A 21,221-nucleotide genomic window follows, 5' to 3' on the forward strand; every position below is an offset into this window, starting at 1 on the left:
GGACGTCGCTAGGCAATGAGGAAGATGGATGAGAATCCATCTTCTTTTTTTGTGTTTTAAAAAGAAATAAGGTGGTTTGGCGGCTGCCAAACTTTCTATTATGGATGTGGGGGAGGAAGGTCTCGGGGGTATAGAGCTTGGTTTGGGCAGAGAGCGGTTGTCGAGAGTCGAGAATTAGCGAAATGCCTTTATTTTTGATTTTCGACTTAATTGAGGTTCGTTCCGACTTAATTTACTCTCATTTTGACTTAATTTTGTGCATTCAGACTTAATTAGACCAGGGATATACCCCACTTCGTATGTTTTGAATATCAGTTTCAGCCGCGAAACCCTCCTACAACTCTTAAAATAGGAAGAAGATGGCCACAGCCATCTTCCAACACGCGATATTCTTCAGCAAAAGCTCCAAAAATCCATTCAAAATCAATACTAGCAGCTGCTTTAACCCTCTTTGAAGCCAAAAACTCATCCAAACGGCCCTGATCTTCCCTCAGAAGCCCCAAATGAGATCTCCTCATCAACCCAAAGCCACATAATTTCATGGTAATCCTTCATATATTCACGGATAAACCACATAATTTCACGGATAAAAATTTTTATCGAATTTTCGACAACGACAGCGAATAGCTAAAACTTAAAACGACGACAGTAACTAACATATAGATATCACAAGCACCTAACCAACATCACTCTACACACTACCAAAAAACAAACAAACCCCAACCCCATATCTCCAAGCAGTTTTATGCTAAACTAAAAGATAAAAAACAATGGGGAGGCCATATATCATGAAGAATGTTCATTTTGATACATCCAGCGTGCATGCAAGTGGTCATAATAGTGTTAAGTCGGTAAGTAAGATCAATCCGATCTATCAGACGTCAGCTTTTTCTTTTAATGATCTAGATGACTTAGAGGATTATTTTAGAGGAAAGAATGATTATTTATATACACGTATGAACAACCCGAATCAGAACGATTTTGCGAGTGGTGTGGCAAACCTTGAACAAGCTCCTGCTGGTGTTGTAACTTCATCGGGTATGTCAGCCATTCTAGTGGGTATCTTAGCAGTCGTACAAGTCGGTGACCATATTCTAGCTTGTGATGATTTATACGGCGGAACCTACCAGCTTCTTTCTGATGACCTCAAAAGCTTTGGAATCGAAACCACATTCGTTTCATTCAAGGACCTAAATGAGGTTAAAAGAAATATCCGCAACAATACAAAGCTCATTTATTCAGAATCCATAACGAATCCTTTATTGCGTGTAGAGGATCTAGAGGGACTTGTTGCCCTTGCAAAAGAACATAATCTTAAGACGATGATCGATAATACTTTCGCTACACCTTATGCACTTCAGCCGTACACGAAAGGTGTCGATCTCGTTGTTCATAGTGCGACGAAATATTTAAACGGCCATAGCGACGTGACAGCAGGTGTAGTAGTAGGTAGAGAGGAGTTAATCGCAAAGGCTCAATCAAAAATGATTCACCTTGGCTGTAATTTAGGACCGTTTGATGCGTGGTTAGCTTCTCGCGGCTTAAAAACATTAAGCGTGCGTATGGAGCGTCACATATCTAACGCCACTGAATTAGCGAACCAGCTTAAACTGACTGATGGAATTAAAACCGTCTACTATCCAGAATACGTGAGTGAAAACGGAAATTCATCAATTGTTACGATTGAACTGGATGAGAAAAGCAACGTGCATACGTTCTTTAAATCATTGGATTGGGTACACATCGTTCCAACGCTTGCTGGTGTAGAGACGACGGTCTCATATCCACTCGGAACTTCTCACCGTTCACTACCAGCTGAGACATGCGAAAAATTGGGGATTAATAAGAATGTGATCCGAATTTCTGTGGGGATTGAAAATATTGAGGATATCGTAACTGTTTTTAAAGAAGCTGCCAAAAAAGCCCTGTTACAATAGGGCTTTTGGGCTTTTTACTGTAATAAAAACGAATTGTTTCTTTTTGTCGAAATGTGTTATGATACCTGAGTGAAAGCGCTTCATCATATACATCAAGGGAGGCATAAAAATGAAGCCAAAACAAGAATTACATCGTGGGCTCGAAGAACGACATATCACACTTATGTCACTCGGGGCCGCTATTGGAGTGGGCTTATTTTTAGGGTCAGCTTCAGCAATTGAAATGGCGGGGCCAGCAATTTTATTAGCATATGCATTAGGCGGATCTGTAATGTTTATCATTATGAGAGCGTTAGGTGAGATGGCCATTCATCAACCTGTTGCCGGATCTTTCAGCCGTTATGCTAAAAACTATATTGGACCACTAGCCGGTTATTTAACAGGCTGGAACTACTGGTTCTTATGGATAGTTACATGTATGGCTGAGATTACAGCTGTAGGTATTTATATGAAGATGTGGTACCCAGATGTACCTGTCTGGATTTGGGCACTATCAGCACTTGTGATTATGGCGAGCATCAACTTGCTTGCGATCAAAGCATATGGAGAGTTTGAATTCTGGTTTGCACTTATCAAAATCGTTGCTATCGTATTGATGATTATAACTGGTTTAGGCATGATACTCTTTGGTTTTGGTAACGGTGGAGTGGCAACAGGAATTAGTAACCTTTGGGAAAATGGCGGTTTCGCACCAAACGGCATACAGGGAATCCTCATGTCTATGCAGATGGTTATGTTTGCATTCTTAGGAATTGAGATGATCGGTGTTACAGCAGGTGAGGTAAAGAATCCTGAAAAATCTTTAGCAAGAGCTGTAAACTCTGTATTCTGGCGTATCCTAATTTTCTACGTAGGGGCATTATTCGTTATCATGTCCATCTATCCGTGGGATCAAATCGGAACGCAAGGAAGTCCGTTCGTTCTTACATTTGAAAAAATCGGTATCGGACAAGCTGCTGGTATCATTAACTTTGTCGTTCTAACTGCGGCATTATCAAGCTGTAACAGTGGAATTTTCAGTACAGGACGTATGCTTTTCAACCTGGCTGAACAAAAACAAGCACCGGCTAAACTTCATAAAGTAAGTAAGACAGGTGTACCTTCTGTAGCTGTATTAGTTTCAGCTGGAGCACTTCTTATTGGAGTCGTGTTAAATTATCTTGTTCCTGAAAAAGTTTTCGTATGGGTAACAAGTATCTCAACATTCGGAGCGATATGGACATGGTCGATTATACTTCTGTCACAGCTTAAGTTCCGCAGAAGCTTAAGTGAAGAAGAAAAGAAAACACTGAAATTTAAAGTGCCATTCTTTCCGTATGGTTCATATATCGCATTAGCTATTCTAATATTTGTTGTAGGACTCATGGCATACTTCCCAGATACACGTATCGCCTTGATCGTAGGGCCATGTTGGTTGATCTTACTAACAGCGATCTACTATTTAAAAGGGTTCAACAAGCGCCCTGAAAATAACGATAAAGTGGCATAAAATAGAGGGCACAGGAAATAAATAAAATTTCTTGTGCCTAATATTTTTAAAACACTTGCATCATACTAATAAACGTGTTATATTAATAAATGTCCGAAACAAGTTGTTATCTAAACCAGAAAAAACAACATTTTATAACGTCGCGGGGTGGAGCAGTCTGGTAGCTCGTCGGGCTCATAACCCGAAGGTCGCAGGTTCAAATCCTGTCCCCGCAACCAATTAAATTTCATGAACTACGTCGAGTAAACGTCTAGCCATGAAATATCGGAAGTGCCCATTGGGTGCAACCAATTTTAATTTCATGAACTACATCATCAATTACATACAAGCTGGACCCGTGGTGTAGTGGTTAACATGCCTGCCTGTCACGCAGGAGATCGCCGGTTCGACCCCGGTCGGGTCCGCCACTTATAAAAACGAAACAAGGTTTCGTGTTTTTTTATGTCTAAAAGTAAGTTAAACTAATATACAACTGTCACCTTAGGAGTTTTATTATAATCCTAAGGCTTTTTTATAATTTGAATTGTCTTTAAATTTATTCTTAGCTGTTTTTTTGAGCTGTTGATTTCCGCTCCAGGTGCTTCGCTTTCCGCGGGGCAGGCGGTGAGCCACATTCCTAATGTTTCACATTTAAGTGTCTCACCTGTCTAGTTGCAGTGGCTAGCCCCTCGAGGTCAAAAGTTAAACGGTCCAGAAGGCAAATTACGCCTTCCTAGCCCATTCACCTTTTGCTGGTCGGGGCTGAACGAGCCACTTCCACTTTTCGGACTGCCCACCTGTCCCACAGGAGTCTCGCACCTTGCACTCCAATCAACTTAATCATTGAAGTCTTTTTGAAAAAAGCTAACAGCAATTATCTATTTAGAAAACAAACTAAAATAAAGACCAGAGAGGAGCACATCCATGATTAAAGATGAATTTGAATGGATCAACAGCATCACGCCTGGGCACTTTTTTCAAAAAGAGGTGGTTCAAGGCATTGGTGATGACGCTGCTCTTTGGTCGGTGAACGAAGAGATGGATCAAATCGTTTGTGTGGATACCATGGTAGAAGGCGTTCATTTTACGAAGAATACCTTATCTCCTTATCAAACGGGATTTAAAGCACTTGCTGTGAACGTCAGTGATATTGCGGCGATGGGTGGTATTCCTCAGTTCTATCTCGTCTCGATCGCGATTCCACCTGAATGGTCGGAGGATGAACTGCAAAAGATCTATCGAGGCATGGGCGAACTCGCAACGGAATACAAAATAGATCTTATGGGCGGCGATACCGTTTCTACAAAAGGGCCGTTAGTATTATCCGTGACGGTTATTGGAAAAGTAGAAAAAGGAAGATCTTTATTAAGAAGTAACGCTAAACCTGGAGACTCCGTATTTTTAACAGGAACAACGGGAGAATCAGCAGCAGGGCTCTCTGTTTTGCTAGAAAAAACAAGACATGCTGTTTTCACGGCAAAAGAAGAAAAATGGATAAGTCAGCATCAGATGCCCATTCCTCATATCCAGCATGGAAGAATTCTCGCAGGAAGCGGTTTTCGAATATCCTTGAACGATGTCAGTGACGGAGTGGCGAGCGAATTGAATGAGATCGCTGAAGCGAGTAACGTTTCCATTCATATAGAAAGAAACAGTCTGCCTGTTAGTGAGTCCTTAAGAGATTTATCAGAGGCGGACGTGCTCAACCATCAGTTGTTTGGTGGAGAGGACTATGTGCTGGTTGGGACGGCGTCAGAAGAAGATTTTAAGGTGCTATCAGATACATTCAAACAACACAGGCTGCTGCTTTATGAAATCGGTAAAGTTGGAGAAGCTGGTAAGGCTGAGGTCTATCTTCACAAACAGGACGAGAAGCCTGAAGTTCTCACGAAAAAAGGATTTAATCATTTTAGGGAAAGGTAAGGGGAAGTCATGAGTACTTATCAATACGAAACAAAGTCAGCGGAAGAAACGATGTCTTTTGCCGAAAAGCTGGGCTCTATTCTTCAAAAAGGAGATGTACTCACACTGGCTGGAGATCTTGGAGCTGGAAAGACGACTTTTACAAAAGGGCTCGCAAAAGGGCTCGGAGTGACCCGTACAGTGAACTCTCCTACTTTTACCATCATTAAAGAATATAGTGGTCGATTACCGCTTTATCATATGGACGTGTACCGGTTAGAAGACTCTGACGAAGATCTAGGATTTGAAGAGTACTTTTCAGGTGATGGCGTCTGTGTGGTCGAGTGGGCCGTATTTATTGAAGATTATTTACCAGAGGAAAGACTTGAACTCGTTATCTCACACAAAGGCGACGATAAGCGGGAGATTCAATTAAAACCTATCGGAAGCAGATACGAAGAACGCGTTAAGGAGATTATGTAATGAAAGTTCTTGCAATAGATACATCCAATCTTGTGATGGGGATCTCAGTATTGGATGAAGGAAAAGTGCTCGGTGAGTATATTACGAACTTAAAAAAGAATCATTCGATACGAGTGATGCCTGCGATTGAAGAAGTATTAAAAGAGACCGGGGTAAAGCCTGCAGATCTTGATCGCATCGTGGTTGCCAAAGGCCCAGGATCATACACAGGTGTCAGAATCGGTGTAACGATCGCAAAGACACTTGCGTGGACGCTAAAAAAAGAACTCGTTGGGATCTCGAGCTTGGAAGTACTTGCTCAGAGCGGGAAATACTTTGAGGGCTATACCATTCCGTTGTTCGATGCGCGCCGCACACAGCTATTTACGGGGCTTTACGGAAGAAATGAATCAGGAGAGTATCAAAATCTTTGGGAAGACCAAATCATCTTATTAAAAGATTGGTTGGAAAAACTTCAAACGCTAGATAAAAAGATATTATTTGTAGGCAGCGATTTGGCCCTGCACCAAGAGACGATTCAGAACGTGTTAGGCGACCAAGCTGTTTTTGGACAAGTATCTGATCACAATCCGCGTCCAAGCGAACTCGGGCGTATCGGTATGACAAGCGAACCGGTTGATATCCATTCGTTTACACCAAGCTATCTTCAGTTGGCAGAAGCAGAAGTGAACTGGCTGAAGTCACAGGGGAAGTAGGGTAGATCTGATGGGAGAGCCTTATACATTCAGACTGGCAAAAGTAAGCGATATAGATGATATCCTCGGGATCGAGCAAGCGTCGTTTGCTGTTCCATGGTCAAGAGAAGCTTTTTATAGAGAAATCGTTGAGAACCAATTCGCTCATTACCTCGTCATCGAAGATTCCTTTCAACCGGTCGGTTATTGCGGCATCTGGCTCGTTATGGACGAGGCACATGTTACGAACATCGCGATCCTTCCTTCTTATAGAGGAAGAAAGCTAGGGGAGATGCTCATGAGAGAAGCGATCAAACTCGCGAAGATGCACGGCGCTGTATCGATGACGCTAGAGGCACGCGTGAGTAATCATGTTGCACAGAATTTATATAAAAAACTAGGATTTGAAGCAGGCGGTATCCGGAAAAACTATTATAGCGATAATGGTGAAGATGCTTTAGTAATGTGGGTGGAATTATGATAAAAGATGAATTGATATTAGCGATAGAAACAAGCTGTGATGAGACAGCAGTTGCGATTGTGAAGAACGGTACAGAACTGCTGGCAAACGTTGTCGCGTCACAGATTGAGAGTCATAAGCGTTTTGGCGGAGTTGTCCCTGAGGTGGCGTCACGCCATCATGTTGAGGAAATTACGGTCGTGATTGAAGAAGCATTGAATCAAGCGGGGTTAGAGCCAGGAAATCTCACGGCGGTTGCTGTAACAGAAGGTCCTGGACTCGTCGGAGCATTATTAATCGGAGTTAATGCAGCGAAAGCATTTGCCTTTGCACACAGCCTACCGCTCGTTCCTGTGCATCATATCGCAGGACATATTTACGCAAACCGACTTGTAAAAGAAATGACGTTTCCACTGTTGTCTCTTATCGTCTCAGGCGGGCATACAGAGCTTGTCCTGATGGAGGAGCACGGCACGTTTAAAGTGATCGGTGAAACAAGAGATGATGCAGCTGGGGAAGCGTACGATAAAGTCGCGCGAACGCTTAACATGCCATACCCAGGCGGCCCTCATATCGATAAGCTAGCACAAGAGGGAGAAGCGAACATTGACCTGCCTCGCGCTTGGCTAGAGCCTAACTCGCTTGATTTCAGCTTCAGCGGCTTGAAATCTGCCGTGATCAACACGGTTCATAATGCAACACAGCGGGGAGAAGTGATCAAGCCAGAAGATCTAGCAGCGAGTTTCCAAGCAAGTGTTGTGGATGTACTTGTGGAAAAAACATACCGTGCCGCAGAGCAGTATAACGTAAAGCAAGTCCTTTTAGCCGGAGGAGTAGCGGCGAACAAAGGACTTCGTCATATGTTAGAAAACCGTTTTAATGGAACAAAGTATGACCTCGTTATTCCTCCTCTCCACTTATGCACAGATAATGCAGCCATGATTGGAGCTGCAGGAAGTGTGGCGTACCAAAAAGGAACGCGTGGAGATATGGCATTAAACGGTGTACCAGGGTTAGATTTAGAAGCGCAATAATGAAAAAGCTCTTTTCCTTTTATAAGGAGAAGAGCTTTTTTTGATATCGACGTAATTCGACACAAAAACCCTTCATTTTTGTGGAAAAGTTATACACAGGTTTGTGGATAATGTGGACAATGCTTTTGAAACATTTGAAATAAAGGGTTTGTATTATACACAATTCACATCATGTATACACATGTTCGTGTGGATAAAGTGGATAAGTCGTCAAAAAGTGCAAAATCCACAGGTTGATCTGTGGATAAGAATGATTATTCGAAAATTTCACTGGGTGTTTTTTTAAGTATATGAAGATACTTGTGTGTAACGTTGGGGAAGAAGTGCGTAAGTGATGTCGAAACGTGCGCAGCGAATGAAATGATGTGTGGAGAAGTGCAAAAGTAAAACAAAAAAGCTGACATCCCTACAAAAAAGTAAGGATAACAGCTTTCAACTTAAGCATTCTGTAGTTTTTCCCATTCTTCCATCAACGTTTCCATCTCTTCATTCAAAACATCAAGCTGAGATTGGAATTCTTGTGTCTTTTCATAATCCTGAAAGACTTCAGGTTTACAAAGTTCAGCTTCGGCCGAAGTGATTTTCGTTTCTAGTCCTTCAAGCAGACCCTCAATCTCCTCGATACGACGCTGCCTTTTACGGTCGAGCTTCTTCGCTTCTTTATCGATCGAGTTCTTCGCACCGTTTCCTTGGTTTGAAGAAGGAGTGTTAACCGCGTTCTCCGCTTTCTGGCGCGCAGTAATTTCTTCACGTGCTTTCATCTCATTTTTCTTTTCTGTGTAATAGTCGTAGTCACCTAGATACTCGGTCATGCCTGTTGGCGCGAGCTCAACGACCTTTGTGGCGATACGGTTGATGAAATAACGGTCATGCGATACGAAAAGAATCGTACCAGGATAGTGGATCAGAGCTTGTTCAAGGATCTCTTTGCTGTCGAGATCCAGATGGTTCGTTGGCTCGTCCAGCAGAAGAAGGTTACCTTTTTCCATCATAAGCTTCGCCAGAGCAAGTCGAGCCTTCTGACCACCGCTCAGCTCGGTTACAAGCTTCAACACATCGTCACCGCTAAACAGAAACTGTCCGAGGATCGAGCGGATCTCTTTTTCCGTCTTTTCCGGATAATCATCCCATAGCTCGTTCAGTAGGGTCTTGCGTGAATGAAGGTCTGCTTGTTCCTGATCATAGTGAGAGATCCTGAGTCCACTGCCGTAACGTATATCGCCCGATATGAGCGGCAGCTGCTTACGTATCACTTTTAATAAAGTCGATTTGCCGATTCCGTTCGGTCCAACGATCGCGACGCTGTCCTGGCGGTTAACCGCTACCGATACATTCTTAAATAACGGTTCGCCAGCTTCATATCCTGTGCTCACGTTCTCAAGTTTCAGCACATCGTTCCCACTTTGTCTCTCAATCTCAAAAGAAAAACTAGCAGACTTTTCTGCACCAGCCGGACGCTCTTTCAATTCCATCTTCTCTAACTGTTTGCGACGACTCTGTGCACGTTTCGTGGTCGAAGCACGCACGATGTTGCGTTGAATAAAATCTTCCAACTTTGCAACCTGTTCTTGCTGCTTCTCAAACTCTTTCATCTCTTGAGCGAAACGCTCCGCTTTTTGCTCGAGATAGCTAGAATAGTTACCTGTGAAACGGTAAGAACGTTTTCTAGAAACTTCATAAACGGTCGTTACGATCTTATCGAGGAAATACCGGTCATGGGAGACGATCAAGATGCCGCCGGGATAACTCTGCAAATATTGCTCAAGCCACGTTAGCGTTTTGATGTCTAAGTGGTTCGTCGGCTCATCGAGAATGAGTAGATCTGGTTTAGTTAATAGGAGCTTTGCGAGTGCGAGACGCGTTTTTTGCCCACCACTCAATGTGTTAATCTTCGTATCGCGGTCAAAATCGGCAAATTGAAAACCATGAAGAACCGTACGAATCTCTGCTTCATACTGATAGCCGCCTTCGTCTTTAAATGTAACCTGTAGCGCATCATAATCCTTCAGGAGACGCTCGTACTCCGCTTCATTCGCAATCACTTCTGGATCGCCCATACGCGCTTCCATATCACGCAGCTTTTTCTCTTTTTTACGAAGGTCTTCAAACACCGAGAGCATCTCGTTCCAAATCGACTCATCAGAGTCCAGCCCCGCATCTTGTGCAAGATAACCAGTCTTTACATCTTTCGGGATCATGACATGACCAGAATCATAGGAATACTCACCAGTAATCACGCGTAGCAGCGTAGATTTACCCGCACCGTTCCGCCCAACAAGCGCGATCCGCTCACCCTTTTGAACCTCTAGTTTTATATTCGATAAAATAACGTCCGCGCCAAACGACTTCGTAACGTCCTGAACTTGTAAAATAATCATTGTAATTTCACCTCTATGGAAAACGGGTGGTTTTATTAAATGGCTACCTAAAATGATTGGAATTATTGCCTCATTGTAAAGTTGATTGGAGCGCAAGGTGCGAGACTCCTGCGGGACAGGTGGGCAGGTGAGACACTTATACGTGAAACGTACGAATGTGGCTCACCGCCTGCCCCGCGGAAAGCGAAGCACCTGGAGCGGAAATCAACTACTTTCAACAATCATGTATCAGCCTTAATACAAATAACCCTGTCTAACTAGTAGTTTAGCGTAGTTTGGAGATTCGCGCCAACAAAGGGAATGTTCAACATTTTGCAATAATTACAAGTAAAATCTTAACGACAATAAAAGCGGTTTCGTGTATATTCATCATGAGGAGGGGTTTTATGACAGAGTTTACCCATTTTAACGAAGAAGGCCGTGCGCGCATGGTTGATATTTCGGAAAAAGAAACATCTCACCGAACAGCCGTAGCGGTAAGCGGGGTAACGGTTTCTGAAGAAGTCTTCCTTAAGATCAAAGAAAACGGATTTAAAAAAGGGGACGTTCTAGCCGTCGCGCAAATCGCTGGAATCATGGCTGCGAAAAAAACCTCTGACTGGATTCCGATGTGTCACCCGTTATCACTGACTGGCGTTGATCTGTCTTTTTCATGGCATGAATTAGCGGACAGCATGTTTAAATTAAACATCAAAGTTGAAGTGAAAACGAAGGGCAGCACCGGTGTTGAGATGGAGGCGTTAACAGCGGCTTCTGCAGCAGCGTTAACCGTCTATGATATGTGTAAAGCAGCGGATAAAGGAATGGTGATTGGACCTACATATCTCCAGTCAAAAACAGGAGGCAAGAATGGGGACTTTCTACGTTCTTCAAGCCCTGACAAAATATGATACAATAGGAATAGATAAGCTTTCTAAACTTGGAGGGCTCCAAATATGAATCAAGATCAGTTAAAAATACCACACGCAACAGCAAAACGGCTGCCCTTGTATTATCGTTTTTTGAAAAACTTATCATCTTCCGGTAAACAAAGGGTGTCTTCTGCTGAACTAAGCGAAGCCGTTAAAGTAGATTCTGCAACAATCCGCAGAGATTTTTCCTACTTTGGCGCATTAGGCAAAAAAGGTTATGGCTACAATGTTAATTATCTGCTGTCGTTCTTCGCGAAAACGTTGAACCAGGATGAGACAACAACCGTAGCGTTAATCGGAGTAGGTAACTTAGGCACGGCCTTTTTACATTACAATTTCACCAAAAATAACAATACCAAAATAGAAGTCGCATTCGATGTAGACAAAGCTAAAATCGGCAGCGAAATTGCCGGAGTACCGATCTATCACACAGAAGACATCGAGCAAGAGTTGAAGAACCGCGGTATCGATGTTGCGATCCTGACCGTTCCAGTAGGAGCCGCTCAACCGATCGCCGATCAACTCGAGCGCGCAGGTGTAACAGGCATCTTAAACTTCACACCCGCACGATTGACTGTCTCACCAGAGATTCGTGTTCATCACATCGATTTAGCTGTTGAATTGCAATCGCTTGTTTATTTTATGAAAAATTACTCTTAAAACAAGGAGGTAATCGTTATGTTAGGACCAGGAAGTATCGCGGTAATCGGACTGGCAGCTCTTGTTATGTTTGGACCGAAAAAGCTGCCTGAGCTAGGAAAAGCAGCAGGTAAAACGCTTCGCGAGTTCAAGAATGCGACAAAAGGCATGATGGACGAAGAAGATGACAAAAAGGAAAGCGAACAACTGAAGAAGTAAGGATGTTTGTCTATGACCTCTGAAAAAAATATGTCGCTATACGGTCACATTGGCGAATTACGAAAGCGCATCATGTGGGCGATCCTAGCTTTCTTCGTATTCTTGATCGCTGGATTTTTCTTAGCCAAGCCCGTGATTGTATATCTACAAAGTGATCCAATTGCAAAGAACATTCAGATGAACGCTTTTCATCTAACCGATCCACTGAACGTGTACATGACGTTTGCCTTCTTCATCGGCCTCGTCCTATCCGCACCAGTGGTGTTGTACCAACTCTGGGCATTCATCAGCCCGGGGCTTTATGAGAACGAACGAAAAGTTACGCTCATGTACATCCCGATCGCATTCGTGCTTTTCTTAACGGGACTCGCATTCTCATACTTTATTCTTTTTCCGTTCGTTGTGAGCTTTATGGGAAATGTCGCCGTGGCACTTAGTGTAGAAGGCGAATACGGAATTCAGGAATACTTCTCATTCCTATTCAACATCACACTGCCGTTCGGCCTGTTGTTCCAGTTTCCAGTCTTGATCATGTTTCTGACTCGACTCGGAATCGTAACGCCGGATTTCCTTAAGAGCATACGAAAAGTAGCCTACTTCGGGATTTTAGTAGTAGCGGGATTGATTACACCGCCAGAGCTGCTGTCTCACTTAATGGTTACGTTCCCGCTTATCCTGTTATACGAAATCAGCATCATCATTTCGAAGGCTGCTTATGAAAAACGAATGAAAGCCGAAGTCGAAGCACTCGTAAAAGAACGAGAAGCCCAGGCGGAAGCTATGTATCATGATTAAAAAGAGGATGACTCCACGTGGGGAATCCTCTTTTTTGTGTGGTTGGAGTGAAGCTGCGGTATCGGAGAGTAGGAGTGGACAGTAAAAATGGGGAAGTGGACAGTATTTATTGAAAAGTGGACAGTATTTTTTCGAAAGTGGATAGTAAAACTCGAAAAGTGGACAGTATTTTCGTGGAAGTCGACAGTAAGCATCGTTTGAGGTGGCTTTCGGGCTATTTAGTTGCCACCTAAAGTACTGAAACAGTCTTCGTTTTAGTGTTGGTGATGATAATCTGTCGGATTCGAAGATTAATCTGTCCGATTGGCCGCATAATCTGTCCAATCTCCAACATAATCTGTCCAATTCAGCCAACAATCTGTCCAATCCCACCTCAGACCACTGGCCAACCTCACAAAACACCACAAAAACACCCTCACAAACAAAAAAACTGCCTCCATCAAGAAGCAGTTCCCCATATTATTTCTTCTTTTTCCTTTTCAAGTGGTTGTTTAACGCGAAATAGCGGATGGCATTGGCGTAATCGAAGGTTGCTACGACCATCGTGATGATCGTCCAGAAGCTTGTCATACCGTACTCGCTTGCGTAATGAACGGCTAAGTAGGTAAAGACGACTCCGATCCCTAAATATAAAAATGCCATAAACAGTGGTGATGTCTTCATAATAGTCCTCCAATAATCAGTTGCGCTGTTTCTAGCTGTTGTTCCATTTCTTTGATTTTATCGGCAAATAATACTTGAACGATCAAAACGAGCGTGTTCATGGCAACGTGTGCTGCGATCGGTACGATAAGGCGTTGCGTTTTAACATACAGAAAAGCGAACGTGAAACCCATTGCCGTGTAGATTAATAAGTGTGTGAAGTCCGCATGAACAGCAGCAAAGATTAAAGAACTGATCAAAGCAGAGATAAAGAAATTAAAGCGTTTATGAAGAGAGCCGAAAATAATCTTTCGGAAGATAATCTCTTCTAGTATTGGCCCAACGATGGCCGTTACAATCATAAAATATTTAACGTTTTTCACGATTTCAACAAGTTGCTTCGTGTTCTCTGATCCAGGTTGAATGCCAAAAACATTCATCTCGATCATGCTCGCGATAATTTGAGCGGCGTACGCCATGAAAATACCGATGATCGACCATAGAACGGCAGATCCTTTTGAGACACGCTTAGAATTCCGGTGGCGTTCTCTCATTTCAGGGATCAGCATGTAAAGGATAATCACAAGAGCCGCGATAAAGCTGAACGTTCCCCACATTCCAAAAAGTTGATTTTTAGGAACACCAAGTTCATTTAACAGTGGAACCCCAATGTAACCTGAGAATTGCATCACGATATATATGAAGATGATCCACCAATATTTTTTCTTCAAATTACCTTCTCCTTTACGTACAGCCCTAAAAATAATTACGTTTCATACCTCTTTATATGCTTACCCATTTTAACATAGAATAGGCAGGGCTCGCGAGGATATCGAATTTGCGGGTAATTCGATTTATATTTAGATTTCTCACTTGCAAAATTTTTTAGTTTTATTTATTATTAGAAATGGAGTTAGCACTCACTAACAAAGAGTGCTAATAAGAAATCTTTTAACTATTTAAGGAGGGTGTTTCACTTGTTAAAGCCACTAGGTGACCGTATTATTATTGAGCTTGTAGAAGGTGAAGAAAAAACTGCAAGCGGCATTGTATTGCCAGATTCAGCAAAAGAAAAGCCTCAAGAAGGAAAAGTTGTTGCTGTAGGTACGGGCCGTGTAACGGATAACGGCGAGCGTATCTCTTTAGAAGTTTCTGAAGGCAACACGATTATTTTCTCAAAATACGCAGGTACAGAAGTTAAGTACCAAGGTAAAGAATTCTTGATTCTTCGTGAGTCTGACGTTTTAGCGATTGTAGGCTAATCGTTAGGTAACTGGAAAGCTTCAAAATTTTGAAGCTACATAAATCAAACATAAAGCATATGTAAGTCACTAACTTTTAAAATTAATGGGAGGGTTTTTACATGGCTAAAGATATTAAATTTAGTGAAGACGCACGCCGCTCAATGCTTCGTGGTGTTGATGCACTAGCAAACGCTGTAAAAGTAACACTTGGACCAAAAGGACGTAACGTTGTGCTTGAGAAGAAATTCGGTTCTCCTCTAATCACAAACGACGGTGTTACAATCGCAAAAGAAATCGAGCTTGAAGATGCATTCGAAAACATGGGTGCTAAGCTTGTAGCTGAAGTTGCGAGCAAAACGAACGACGTAGCAGGAGACGGAACAACAACTGCAACAGTTCTTGCTCAAGCGATGATTCGTGAAGGATTAAAGAACGTAACAAGCGGAGCAAACCCAATGGTACTTCGTAAAGGGATCGAAAAAGCAACGGCTGCTGCTGTTCAAGAATTAAAAGCGATCTCTAAACCAATCGAAGGCAAAGAGTCTATCGCACAAGTTGCGGCGATCTCTGCAGCTGACGAAGAAGTAGGACAATTGATTGCTGAAGCGATGGAGCGCGTTGGAAACGACGGCGTTATCACGATCGAAGAATCAAAAGGATTCACAACTGAGCTTGAAGTGGTTGAAGGTATGCAGTTCGACCGCGGATACGCATCGCCATACATGGTAACAAACTCTGACAAGATGGAAGCAGAGCTTGAGAACCCGTACATCCTTATCACAGATAAGAAGATTACGAACATCCAAGAAATCCTTCCAGTTCTTGAGCAAGTAGTTCAACAAGGGAAATCTCTATTGTTGATCGCTGAAGACGTTGAAGGTGAAGCACTTGCTACATTAGTAGTTAACAAGCTTCGCGGAACATTCAATGCAGTAGCTGTAAAAGCTCCTGGATTCGGTGACCGCCGTAAAGCAATGCTAGAAGACATCGCAGTACTAACTGGCGGTGAAGTGATCACTGAAGAGCTAGGTCTTGACCTTAAGACTGCGAACATCACGCAGCTTGGTACAGCTTCAAAAGTTGTGGTTACAAAAGAAAACACAACAATCGTTGAAGGTGCAGGAGACTCTGCTAAAATCGCAGCTCGTGTTAACCAAATCAAAGCACAACTCGAAGAAACAACTTCTGAGTTCGATAAAGAAAAATTACAAGAGCGCCTAGCGAAATTAGCTGGTGGAGTAGCAGTAATCAAAGTTGGTGCAGCTACAGAAACTGAGCTAAAAGAGCGCAAACTTCGTATCGAAGACGCACTTAACTCAACGCGTGCAGCAGTTGAAGAGGGTATCGTATCCGGTGGTGGTACAGCTCTAGTTAACGTGCTAAAAGCGATCGCTCAAGTAGAAGCGACTGGCGATGAGTTAACAGGTGTAAAACTAGTACTTCGTGCACTAGAAGAGCCAGTTCGTCAAATCGCACACAACGCAGGTCTTGAAGGATCTGTAGTGGTTGAGCGTCTGAAGAACGAAGAAATCGGAGTTGGATTTAACGCTGCAACTGGCGAGTGGGTAAACATGTTCGAATCCGGAATCGTTGACCCAACAAAAGTTACACGTTCAGCTCTACAAAACGCAGCATCCGTATCTGCAATGTTCCTAACAACAGAAGCAGTAATCGCGGATAAGCCAGAAGAAAACGCTGGCGGCGGAATGCCTGACATGTCCGGTATGGGCATGGGTGGAATGGGCGGCATGATGTAATTTAAGGGATAAAACCCTTACACATCAACGCTTTAAGAGGTTAAGATAGTGATTTGTCCGCGGATTTGACCGCATAATGTTAAAAATTGATTTGTTTTCCGATAGAACCGTCTATAGAAGAAGGTCTTTCATTAGTTCGCTGAACTGATGGGAGGCCTTTTCTTCCATGTTAGCGGTCATATGAGCATAAATATTCATCGTAGTATTAATATCTGTATGGCCTAAGCGCTGTTGTATCTCTTTAATCCCTACTCCTGCTTCAATTAATAAGGAGGTATGTGTATGACGGAAAGAGTGCGGGGTAATATTCTTGTCTATCTCTGCTTTCTTAAGGAGTCTTTTAAGTCTAACCTCGATAACTTTTCTTAATTGGGGATATCCGTCATCACGTGCAAAAATAAAGCTGCAATCGTTATAAATCATCCTGTTTTTCAGTTTGGTTTCATTCTGTTTTATTCGGTGTTTCCTGAACAATCCAACGAGCATTTCATCAATACGTATTGTGCGGATTGAGCCGGTTGTTTTTGGGGTGAGAAGTTGATATTCTCGGTAATTATTATTTGGATTATAAAGAGTCTTTGTTACTCGTAATTTGCTTTGATCCATATCAATATCTGCCCATTTTAAGGCAAGTAGTTCTCCGATACGGATACCAGTATATGCTAAGGTGGTAAACACTAAGTGGTCCATTTCAAGGCCATCTGTTAGTGACAGCTTTAAGAAAGAGGCAAGTTCTTCTTTTTCGAGAAACTTAATTTCATCTTTTTCATTCTCCAATTCCTCTACTTTTGTTTGTTGTTTAGGTAGATGAACATTTGAAGTGGGGTTTATTTTTATTAAACCCAAGTCCATTGCATGTTGAAAAAGCATTCGACCACATGCATGAATCCCGCTTACATAGTTCCGTTTATACTTTCCGGATAATTCATTAATCCTATCCCTATACATTTTTTTTGTGAGATTTTTAATTGAATAGGGTCCCCAAACACTAGTGAAATGTTTCATTTCCTTTTCTCTGGCCCTTACGGTGCTAATTTTCACATTCATACCATAAGTCTTTAACCAGTCATGCGCAAAAACTTCAAATGGCATTTCAGATTCTTTAATGAATGTACCTCTTTCTATTTCAAGCTCAATGATCCTTGCAGCCGATTGAGCATCTTTTTTCTTTTCAAAACCTCCCTTTGAGACTTGCTGGCGTTTTTTTGTAAGCGGATCTAATCCTAAATCAATAATGTAAGTCCAGGTTTCTTGTCCCTTTTTGCCTCTTTTACGGAAATGAGCCATTATTGGTGTGCCTCCTTAATTAAGTAAAGTGTGTATAAGAGTAAGAATTTTTTTCTTGTCTTCATCAGTTAATCTTTCGTTTTTAAAATAAAGCTCCTCATTTGTTTGTAGAAGATAATACAAGTCATTTGAACGGTTGTTATCATCGTTTATGATTTTATAATTATCCAAAACTCTCATTAGTGCATCCGCTTGAACCGGATATTCCTCACGAACTTCTTTGGTCTTATAATTTTCCAATACTTTCATTAGTGCAGCGGCTGGAATAAAATCAGATGGTTCGTACTTGTATCCTGCCCTATTGATTAAATCTGCAGTGGGTACACCATAATAAGATGCTATTCTTTTTAGAACGTCTATATTTGGTTTTCTAAGTTTTTTAGTTCTAGGATCAAAGCCTTTTTCAAGAGTAGTTAAATAAGTGTGGCTGATGCCCACATCTCTTGCAACTTCTCTTATCGATTTTTTTCCGCGTAATTCTTTTAGGTATTGCCCGAATTCGCTCATAATTTCTTCCTCCTTTCGAATAGATTTGTTGCATTAAGTGTAAATCATGGTTGACAAAAATGCAAACTATAATTTACACTTTAAAAAAGGAGGTGTAAACCATGAGTTACAACTACCTAAAAGAGGTAAGAACGGAAAGAGGTATCTCAATTTCGGAATTAGCAAGGCGTTCACGGTTAAGCCGTGTAACAGTCTCTGATATAGAGAAGGGGTATAGTAATCCAACTTTAAAAACAATTGCTGCTTTATGTAAGGTATTGAACAAAGAACCGAGTGAAATTTTTTTTGAAGGTGGTGTAAACCAAGATTTCCATAGGGGTGTCAAATAAGGAGGAACTCAGGGTAATGATACAAATAATGCTAGATGATAATGAACTTAAGGAACTGTATCTTGCTGAAGTGAAAAAAAAACTGGAAGGCATTGAATTCCAATCAATTTTAATGGACTCAAGACAGTTATGCAAAATGCTTTCGCTATCATGGCCAACCGTTGAAAAAACCTTTTTGATTGATCCAGGTTTTCCTAAACTTAGAGTCGGAAAAAAGTGGGTTTTTAATAGAAAGGAAGTACAAGCATATATTGACGATTGGTCATTAAGAAATAAAACCAAACCTTTTTAGTAACTATGAAATGGCCAGTTCAGTTACAGAGTAACGATCAAACTAAGAGGTGATTAGTATGGAAAAATACAAAAAACCTGGCGTTCACAGCGCCAGGACAGGTGTTGAAAGTAATTCTTATAACATAAACATAACAAAAAAATCGCTTATTGCACAGATCAAGCATGAAGTCTCAATTAAGGATGTTCTGACGAGATATTTTCAGCTGAACATTAGTCATTCTAAGCTAAATCGTAACAAGTTTAATATTCGCTGTCCTTTCCATGATGATCGTTCTCCAAGCTTTACAGTGTATAACGTGACCAACACTTTTCGTTGTTGGGCGGGTTGTAACCAAGCTAAGCGGGGAGATGTCATTGACCTTGTGCGCATGTTGCTGAACATTAACACTTCAGAGGCAATTAGAACATTAGCTATTGATTTTAGCCTTAGAACTTTAGATGCAGTACAGGTAAATCAACTGAACAATAGAAGAATTGAACAACAGCGAGCGTTAACACTAGAATTTCGCTTTCGTGAAGAAGTAAAAAAATACATTCTTGAACTAAAAGAGCTTGAGATAGTGATCTCAAACTATTTATATACGATTAGAACTGAAGAAGATATGGAATATAAAGGCGAACTCTACCATCAAAAAAATCAGGTAGATTACTGGCTAGACTGTTTGATTGATCCGGAACCTGTTAAACAGTTTCTAGCTCTCGAGGAAATTAAAAATTTTATTTTTAAAGACATACCAGTGGCGGAGGCGGTATAAAAAAATGAGGCATATAGCGGAAATATTGACAGAAAACTTTTCTCCAGAACGGATAGAACAAATATTCAAAACAGGTTTCGATTTGTCATATGATAAACAAACAGTAGCAGAAATTTCTGATAGTTTATCGGATGAGGACAATGACTTTATTAACGAAAACGGCGAATTTTCTACTGAACTCAGACTGTTTGAAAATAATGAAAGTAGGGTTTCTCCTGCTTTCTATGGGCTTGCAGGAGAAATAGTAAAGGCAATAGATCCCCATTCAGAAGCCGATCCTATCGCGACCTTAGTAACTTTTCTAACGGCTTATGGCAACATTATTGGCGATGCTGCTCATTTCGTTGCAGGGGGAAGGAAACATCCGGCTAGGATATTTACAGTCGTAGTAGGTGCTACAGGTAAAGGAAGGAAAGGGACTTCACTGGCACCTATCAGGTTGCTTTTCAAAGCCATCAGTCCAGAGTGGGAAAAGGACCACATTCTATCAGGCTTATCGAGCGGGGAAGGGTTGATCTATGCAGTCAGGGACGAAGAAACTAGGAAGGTTCCAATTGCAGAAGGTAAAGGTATCGAGAAAGAAATAGTAGGTTACGATATTGAAATTGTTAGCGAAGGAATAAGTGATAAACGGATGCTAATTATTGAAGAAGAGTTCGGGAAGACGCTTAGGTCAGCTAAAAGAGAAGGAAACACGCTATCTCCTATTATTCGAGAGTTATGGGATAGCGGGAGTCCAAGAACATTAACGAGAAGTCCAATCCAAGCGACTAATGCGCATATCTCTATACTTGGCCAAATCACAGAGGACGAGCTAAAGAAAGATATGTCTAACGTTGATTTGGTGAATGGCCTTGCCAACCGTTTCATGTGGTTCATGGTAAAACGTTCAAAATTCTTACCTAGTGGTGGAGCCTTTCATGAAATAGATGTATCGTCGCTTGTTAATAAAATTAGTGAGGCTGTCCGTTTTGGTACTGCTGCTGGAGAGTTAAAGCGGGATGAAGAAGGAGAAAAGATGTGGCATGAAATTTACAAACCTCTATCAACGGGGACTGGCGGGATTGTCGGAGCCGTTACCAGTCGTGCAGAAGCTCAGACCATGCGTTTAGCCTGTATATACGCCCTGTTGGATCAGTCGCATACCATTAAGGTAATACACTTGAAAGCAGCGCTTGACTTATGGCAGTATTCCTTCAAATCTGCTCGGTATATATTTGGTAACGGAACAGTACTCGAACATCCGCAAGCAATAAAATTGTTGGATGAATTAAAACACCGAAAGGAAATGAAAATGGGCGGGATGACCAGAAATGAAGTCAGGGAATTCTTTAGCAGGAATCTTTCCAAAGAAGATTTAGACGCCATACTAGAAGATCTACTGTCAAATGGATTCATAAGGGTCGAAAAGGTACGATTACCTGGAAGGAAACGGCCCACACAAAAGATCACGCTTCTGGATTTGATTGATTAACTCTTACTCCATTAATCAGATTAACGTCTTTA

The 21,221-nt window shown here is 41.8% G+C and carries 23 protein-coding genes and 2 tRNA genes; 19 read left to right on the top strand and 6 right to left on the bottom strand.

The window, feature by feature from the left end; genetic code table 11:
• Window positions 1-317: 317 nt before the first annotated feature.
• Window positions 318-503, bottom strand: a complete 186-nt coding sequence (locus tag FS458_RS20035; protein WP_144704895.1) for a hypothetical protein — start codon at window positions 501-503, stop codon at window positions 318-320.
• A 285-nt stretch (window positions 504-788) separates the two neighbouring features.
• Between FS458_RS20035 and FS458_RS20040 the strand changes: the two genes are divergently transcribed.
• From FS458_RS20040 to tsaD, 9 genes are all read left to right on the top strand, one after another.
• Complete coding sequence (locus FS458_RS20040; RefSeq protein WP_144704898.1) at window positions 789-1,937, top strand: trans-sulfuration enzyme family protein; 1,149 nt, start codon at window positions 789-791, stop codon at window positions 1,935-1,937.
• A gap of 109 nt (window positions 1,938-2,046) precedes the next feature.
• Complete coding sequence (locus FS458_RS20045) at window positions 2,047-3,426, top strand: amino acid permease (RefSeq protein ID WP_144704901.1); 1,380 nt, start codon at window positions 2,047-2,049, stop codon at window positions 3,424-3,426.
• 141 nt (window positions 3,427-3,567) lie between these two features.
• Window positions 3,568-3,644, top strand: a tRNA-Met gene (locus tag FS458_RS20050).
• A 113-nt stretch (window positions 3,645-3,757) separates the two neighbouring features.
• Window positions 3,758-3,833 (top strand) — tRNA-Asp (locus tag FS458_RS20055).
• 496 nt (window positions 3,834-4,329) lie between these two features.
• A complete protein-coding gene (gene thiL, locus FS458_RS20060; protein WP_144704904.1) occupies window positions 4,330-5,328 on the top strand; it encodes a thiamine-phosphate kinase in 999 nt (332 codons plus the stop codon).
• A 9-nt stretch (window positions 5,329-5,337) separates the two neighbouring features.
• Window positions 5,338-5,790 (top strand): tRNA (adenosine(37)-N6)-threonylcarbamoyltransferase complex ATPase subunit type 1 TsaE, encoded by a 453-nt coding sequence (gene tsaE, locus FS458_RS20065; protein WP_144704908.1) that lies wholly within the window; start codon window positions 5,338-5,340, stop codon window positions 5,788-5,790.
• Complete coding sequence (gene tsaB, locus FS458_RS20070; RefSeq protein WP_144704911.1) at window positions 5,790-6,485, top strand: tRNA (adenosine(37)-N6)-threonylcarbamoyltransferase complex dimerization subunit type 1 TsaB; 696 nt, start codon at window positions 5,790-5,792, stop codon at window positions 6,483-6,485. Before tsaE ends, tsaB begins: the two co-directional genes overlap by 1 nt.
• 10 nt (window positions 6,486-6,495) lie before the next feature.
• Window positions 6,496-6,945: a ribosomal protein S18-alanine N-acetyltransferase gene (gene rimI / locus FS458_RS20075; RefSeq protein WP_066399684.1), complete on the top strand. Its 450-nt coding sequence runs from the start codon at window positions 6,496-6,498 to the stop codon at window positions 6,943-6,945.
• Window positions 6,942-7,958 (top strand): tRNA (adenosine(37)-N6)-threonylcarbamoyltransferase complex transferase subunit TsaD, encoded by a 1,017-nt coding sequence (gene tsaD / locus FS458_RS20080; protein ID WP_144704914.1) that lies wholly within the window; start codon window positions 6,942-6,944, stop codon window positions 7,956-7,958. The genes rimI and tsaD overlap by 4 nt, the downstream gene beginning before the upstream one ends.
• 437 nt (window positions 7,959-8,395) lie before the next feature.
• Here the strand turns inward: tsaD and FS458_RS20090 are convergent, their stop codons facing one another.
• On the bottom strand, window positions 8,396-10,336 hold the full coding sequence (locus FS458_RS20090; RefSeq protein ID WP_144704917.1) for an ABC-F family ATP-binding cassette domain-containing protein: 1,941 nt from the start codon (window positions 10,334-10,336) through the stop codon (window positions 8,396-8,398).
• Window positions 10,337-10,722: 386 nt separating this feature from the next.
• On the opposite strand from FS458_RS20090, the gene moaC reads away from it, so the two are divergent.
• Genes moaC through tatC form a run of 4 tightly spaced genes read left to right on the top strand, consistent with a single transcriptional unit; the run spans window position 10,723 to window position 12,900 of the window.
• Window positions 10,723-11,226, top strand: a complete 504-nt coding sequence (moaC, locus tag FS458_RS20095; protein WP_144704920.1) for a cyclic pyranopterin monophosphate synthase MoaC — start codon at window positions 10,723-10,725, stop codon at window positions 11,224-11,226.
• A 45-nt stretch (window positions 11,227-11,271) separates the two neighbouring features.
• Complete coding sequence (locus FS458_RS20100; RefSeq protein ID WP_144704923.1) at window positions 11,272-11,907, top strand: redox-sensing transcriptional repressor Rex; 636 nt, start codon at window positions 11,272-11,274, stop codon at window positions 11,905-11,907.
• 18 nt (window positions 11,908-11,925) lie between these two features.
• Entirely contained in the window at window positions 11,926-12,105 is a 180-nt protein-coding gene (locus FS458_RS20105; RefSeq protein WP_118156255.1) for a twin-arginine translocase TatA/TatE family subunit, read from the top strand.
• A gap of 12 nt (window positions 12,106-12,117) precedes the next feature.
• On the top strand, window positions 12,118-12,900 hold the full coding sequence (gene tatC / locus FS458_RS20110; protein WP_144704928.1) for a twin-arginine translocase subunit TatC: 783 nt from the start codon (window positions 12,118-12,120) through the stop codon (window positions 12,898-12,900).
• 459 nt (window positions 12,901-13,359) lie between these two features.
• Here the strand turns inward: tatC and FS458_RS20115 are convergent, their stop codons facing one another.
• Together FS458_RS20115 and FS458_RS20120 are read right to left on the bottom strand one after the other, a co-directional pair.
• The gene (locus FS458_RS20115) at window positions 13,360-13,563 is read right to left on the bottom strand and encodes a YdiK family protein (protein ID WP_137792220.1); all 204 of its coding nucleotides are present in this window, start codon (window positions 13,561-13,563) and stop codon (window positions 13,360-13,362) included.
• Complete coding sequence (locus tag FS458_RS20120) at window positions 13,560-14,273, bottom strand: CPBP family intramembrane glutamic endopeptidase (protein ID WP_144704932.1); 714 nt, start codon at window positions 14,271-14,273, stop codon at window positions 13,560-13,562. The genes FS458_RS20115 and FS458_RS20120 overlap by 4 nt, the downstream gene beginning before the upstream one ends.
• 246 nt (window positions 14,274-14,519) lie before the next feature.
• On the opposite strand from FS458_RS20120, the gene groES reads away from it, so the two are divergent.
• On the top strand, window positions 14,520-14,804 hold the full coding sequence (groES, locus tag FS458_RS20125; RefSeq protein ID WP_137792218.1) for a co-chaperone GroES: 285 nt from the start codon (window positions 14,520-14,522) through the stop codon (window positions 14,802-14,804).
• Between the two features lie 101 nt (window positions 14,805-14,905).
• The gene (gene groL, locus FS458_RS20130) at window positions 14,906-16,543 is read left to right on the top strand and encodes a chaperonin GroEL (RefSeq protein WP_144704935.1); all 1,638 of its coding nucleotides are present in this window, start codon (window positions 14,906-14,908) and stop codon (window positions 16,541-16,543) included.
• Between the two features lie 111 nt (window positions 16,544-16,654).
• Here the strand turns inward: groL and FS458_RS20135 are convergent, their stop codons facing one another.
• Both FS458_RS20135 and FS458_RS20140 read right to left on the bottom strand, forming a co-directional pair.
• Window positions 16,655-17,830, bottom strand: coding sequence for a site-specific integrase (locus tag FS458_RS20135; protein WP_144704938.1), 1,176 nt, complete (start codon window positions 17,828-17,830; stop codon window positions 16,655-16,657).
• A gap of 15 nt (window positions 17,831-17,845) precedes the next feature.
• Window positions 17,846-18,337 (bottom strand): helix-turn-helix domain-containing protein, encoded by a 492-nt coding sequence (locus FS458_RS20140; protein WP_144704941.1) that lies wholly within the window; start codon window positions 18,335-18,337, stop codon window positions 17,846-17,848.
• Between the two features lie 101 nt (window positions 18,338-18,438).
• On the opposite strand from FS458_RS20140, the gene FS458_RS20145 reads away from it, so the two are divergent.
• The 4 genes from FS458_RS20145 to FS458_RS20160 are packed head-to-tail and all read left to right on the top strand — an operon-like array spanning window position 18,439 to window position 21,189.
• On the top strand, window positions 18,439-18,666 hold the full coding sequence (locus FS458_RS20145) for a helix-turn-helix transcriptional regulator (RefSeq protein ID WP_144704945.1): 228 nt from the start codon (window positions 18,439-18,441) through the stop codon (window positions 18,664-18,666).
• Between the two features lie 16 nt (window positions 18,667-18,682).
• Window positions 18,683-18,958 (top strand): helix-turn-helix domain-containing protein, encoded by a 276-nt coding sequence (locus FS458_RS20150; RefSeq protein ID WP_144704948.1) that lies wholly within the window; start codon window positions 18,683-18,685, stop codon window positions 18,956-18,958.
• Window positions 18,959-19,016: 58 nt separating this feature from the next.
• Window positions 19,017-19,715, top strand: coding sequence for a CHC2 zinc finger domain-containing protein (locus FS458_RS20155; protein WP_144704952.1), 699 nt, complete (start codon window positions 19,017-19,019; stop codon window positions 19,713-19,715).
• 4 nt (window positions 19,716-19,719) lie between these two features.
• Window positions 19,720-21,189 (top strand): DUF3987 domain-containing protein, encoded by a 1,470-nt coding sequence (locus FS458_RS20160; RefSeq protein ID WP_144704955.1) that lies wholly within the window; start codon window positions 19,720-19,722, stop codon window positions 21,187-21,189.
• Window positions 21,190-21,221 lie beyond the last annotated feature (32 nt).

Origin of the sequence: Fictibacillus phosphorivorans (genome assembly GCF_007673525.1) — a bacterium.
Lineage (GTDB): Bacteria > Bacillota > Bacilli > Bacillales > Fictibacillaceae > Fictibacillus > Fictibacillus phosphorivorans_C.

Coding starts and splice junctions, on each gene's coding strand:
- FS458_RS20040 (WP_144704898.1), top strand. CDS start 789: ATGAAGAATGTTCATTTTGATACATCCAGCGTGCATGCAAGTGGTCAT.
- FS458_RS20045 (WP_144704901.1), top strand. CDS start 2,047: ATGAAGCCAAAACAAGAATTACATCGTGGGCTCGAAGAACGACATATC.
- thiL (WP_144704904.1), top strand. CDS start 4,330: ATGATTAAAGATGAATTTGAATGGATCAACAGCATCACGCCTGGGCAC.
- tsaE (WP_144704908.1), top strand. CDS start 5,338: ATGAGTACTTATCAATACGAAACAAAGTCAGCGGAAGAAACGATGTCT.
- tsaB (WP_144704911.1), top strand. CDS start 5,790: ATGAAAGTTCTTGCAATAGATACATCCAATCTTGTGATGGGGATCTCA.
- rimI (WP_066399684.1), top strand. CDS start 6,496: ATGGGAGAGCCTTATACATTCAGACTGGCAAAAGTAAGCGATATAGAT.
- tsaD (WP_144704914.1), top strand. CDS start 6,942: ATGATAAAAGATGAATTGATATTAGCGATAGAAACAAGCTGTGATGAG.
- FS458_RS20090 (WP_144704917.1), bottom strand. CDS start 10,336: ATGATTATTTTACAAGTTCAGGACGTTACGAAGTCGTTTGGCGCGGAC.
- moaC (WP_144704920.1), top strand. CDS start 10,723: ATGACAGAGTTTACCCATTTTAACGAAGAAGGCCGTGCGCGCATGGTT.
- FS458_RS20100 (WP_144704923.1), top strand. CDS start 11,272: ATGAATCAAGATCAGTTAAAAATACCACACGCAACAGCAAAACGGCTG.
- FS458_RS20105 (WP_118156255.1), top strand. CDS start 11,926: ATGTTAGGACCAGGAAGTATCGCGGTAATCGGACTGGCAGCTCTTGTT.
- tatC (WP_144704928.1), top strand. CDS start 12,118: ATGACCTCTGAAAAAAATATGTCGCTATACGGTCACATTGGCGAATTA.
- FS458_RS20115 (WP_137792220.1), bottom strand. CDS start 13,563: ATGAAGACATCACCACTGTTTATGGCATTTTTATATTTAGGGATCGGA.
- groL (WP_144704935.1), top strand. CDS start 14,906: ATGGCTAAAGATATTAAATTTAGTGAAGACGCACGCCGCTCAATGCTT.
- FS458_RS20135 (WP_144704938.1), bottom strand. CDS start 17,830: ATGGCTCATTTCCGTAAAAGAGGCAAAAAGGGACAAGAAACCTGGACT.
- FS458_RS20140 (WP_144704941.1), bottom strand. CDS start 18,337: ATGAGCGAATTCGGGCAATACCTAAAAGAATTACGCGGAAAAAAATCG.
- FS458_RS20145 (WP_144704945.1), top strand. CDS start 18,439: ATGAGTTACAACTACCTAAAAGAGGTAAGAACGGAAAGAGGTATCTCA.
- FS458_RS20150 (WP_144704948.1), top strand. CDS start 18,683: ATGATACAAATAATGCTAGATGATAATGAACTTAAGGAACTGTATCTT.
- FS458_RS20155 (WP_144704952.1), top strand. CDS start 19,017: ATGGAAAAATACAAAAAACCTGGCGTTCACAGCGCCAGGACAGGTGTT.
- FS458_RS20160 (WP_144704955.1), top strand. CDS start 19,720: ATGAGGCATATAGCGGAAATATTGACAGAAAACTTTTCTCCAGAACGG.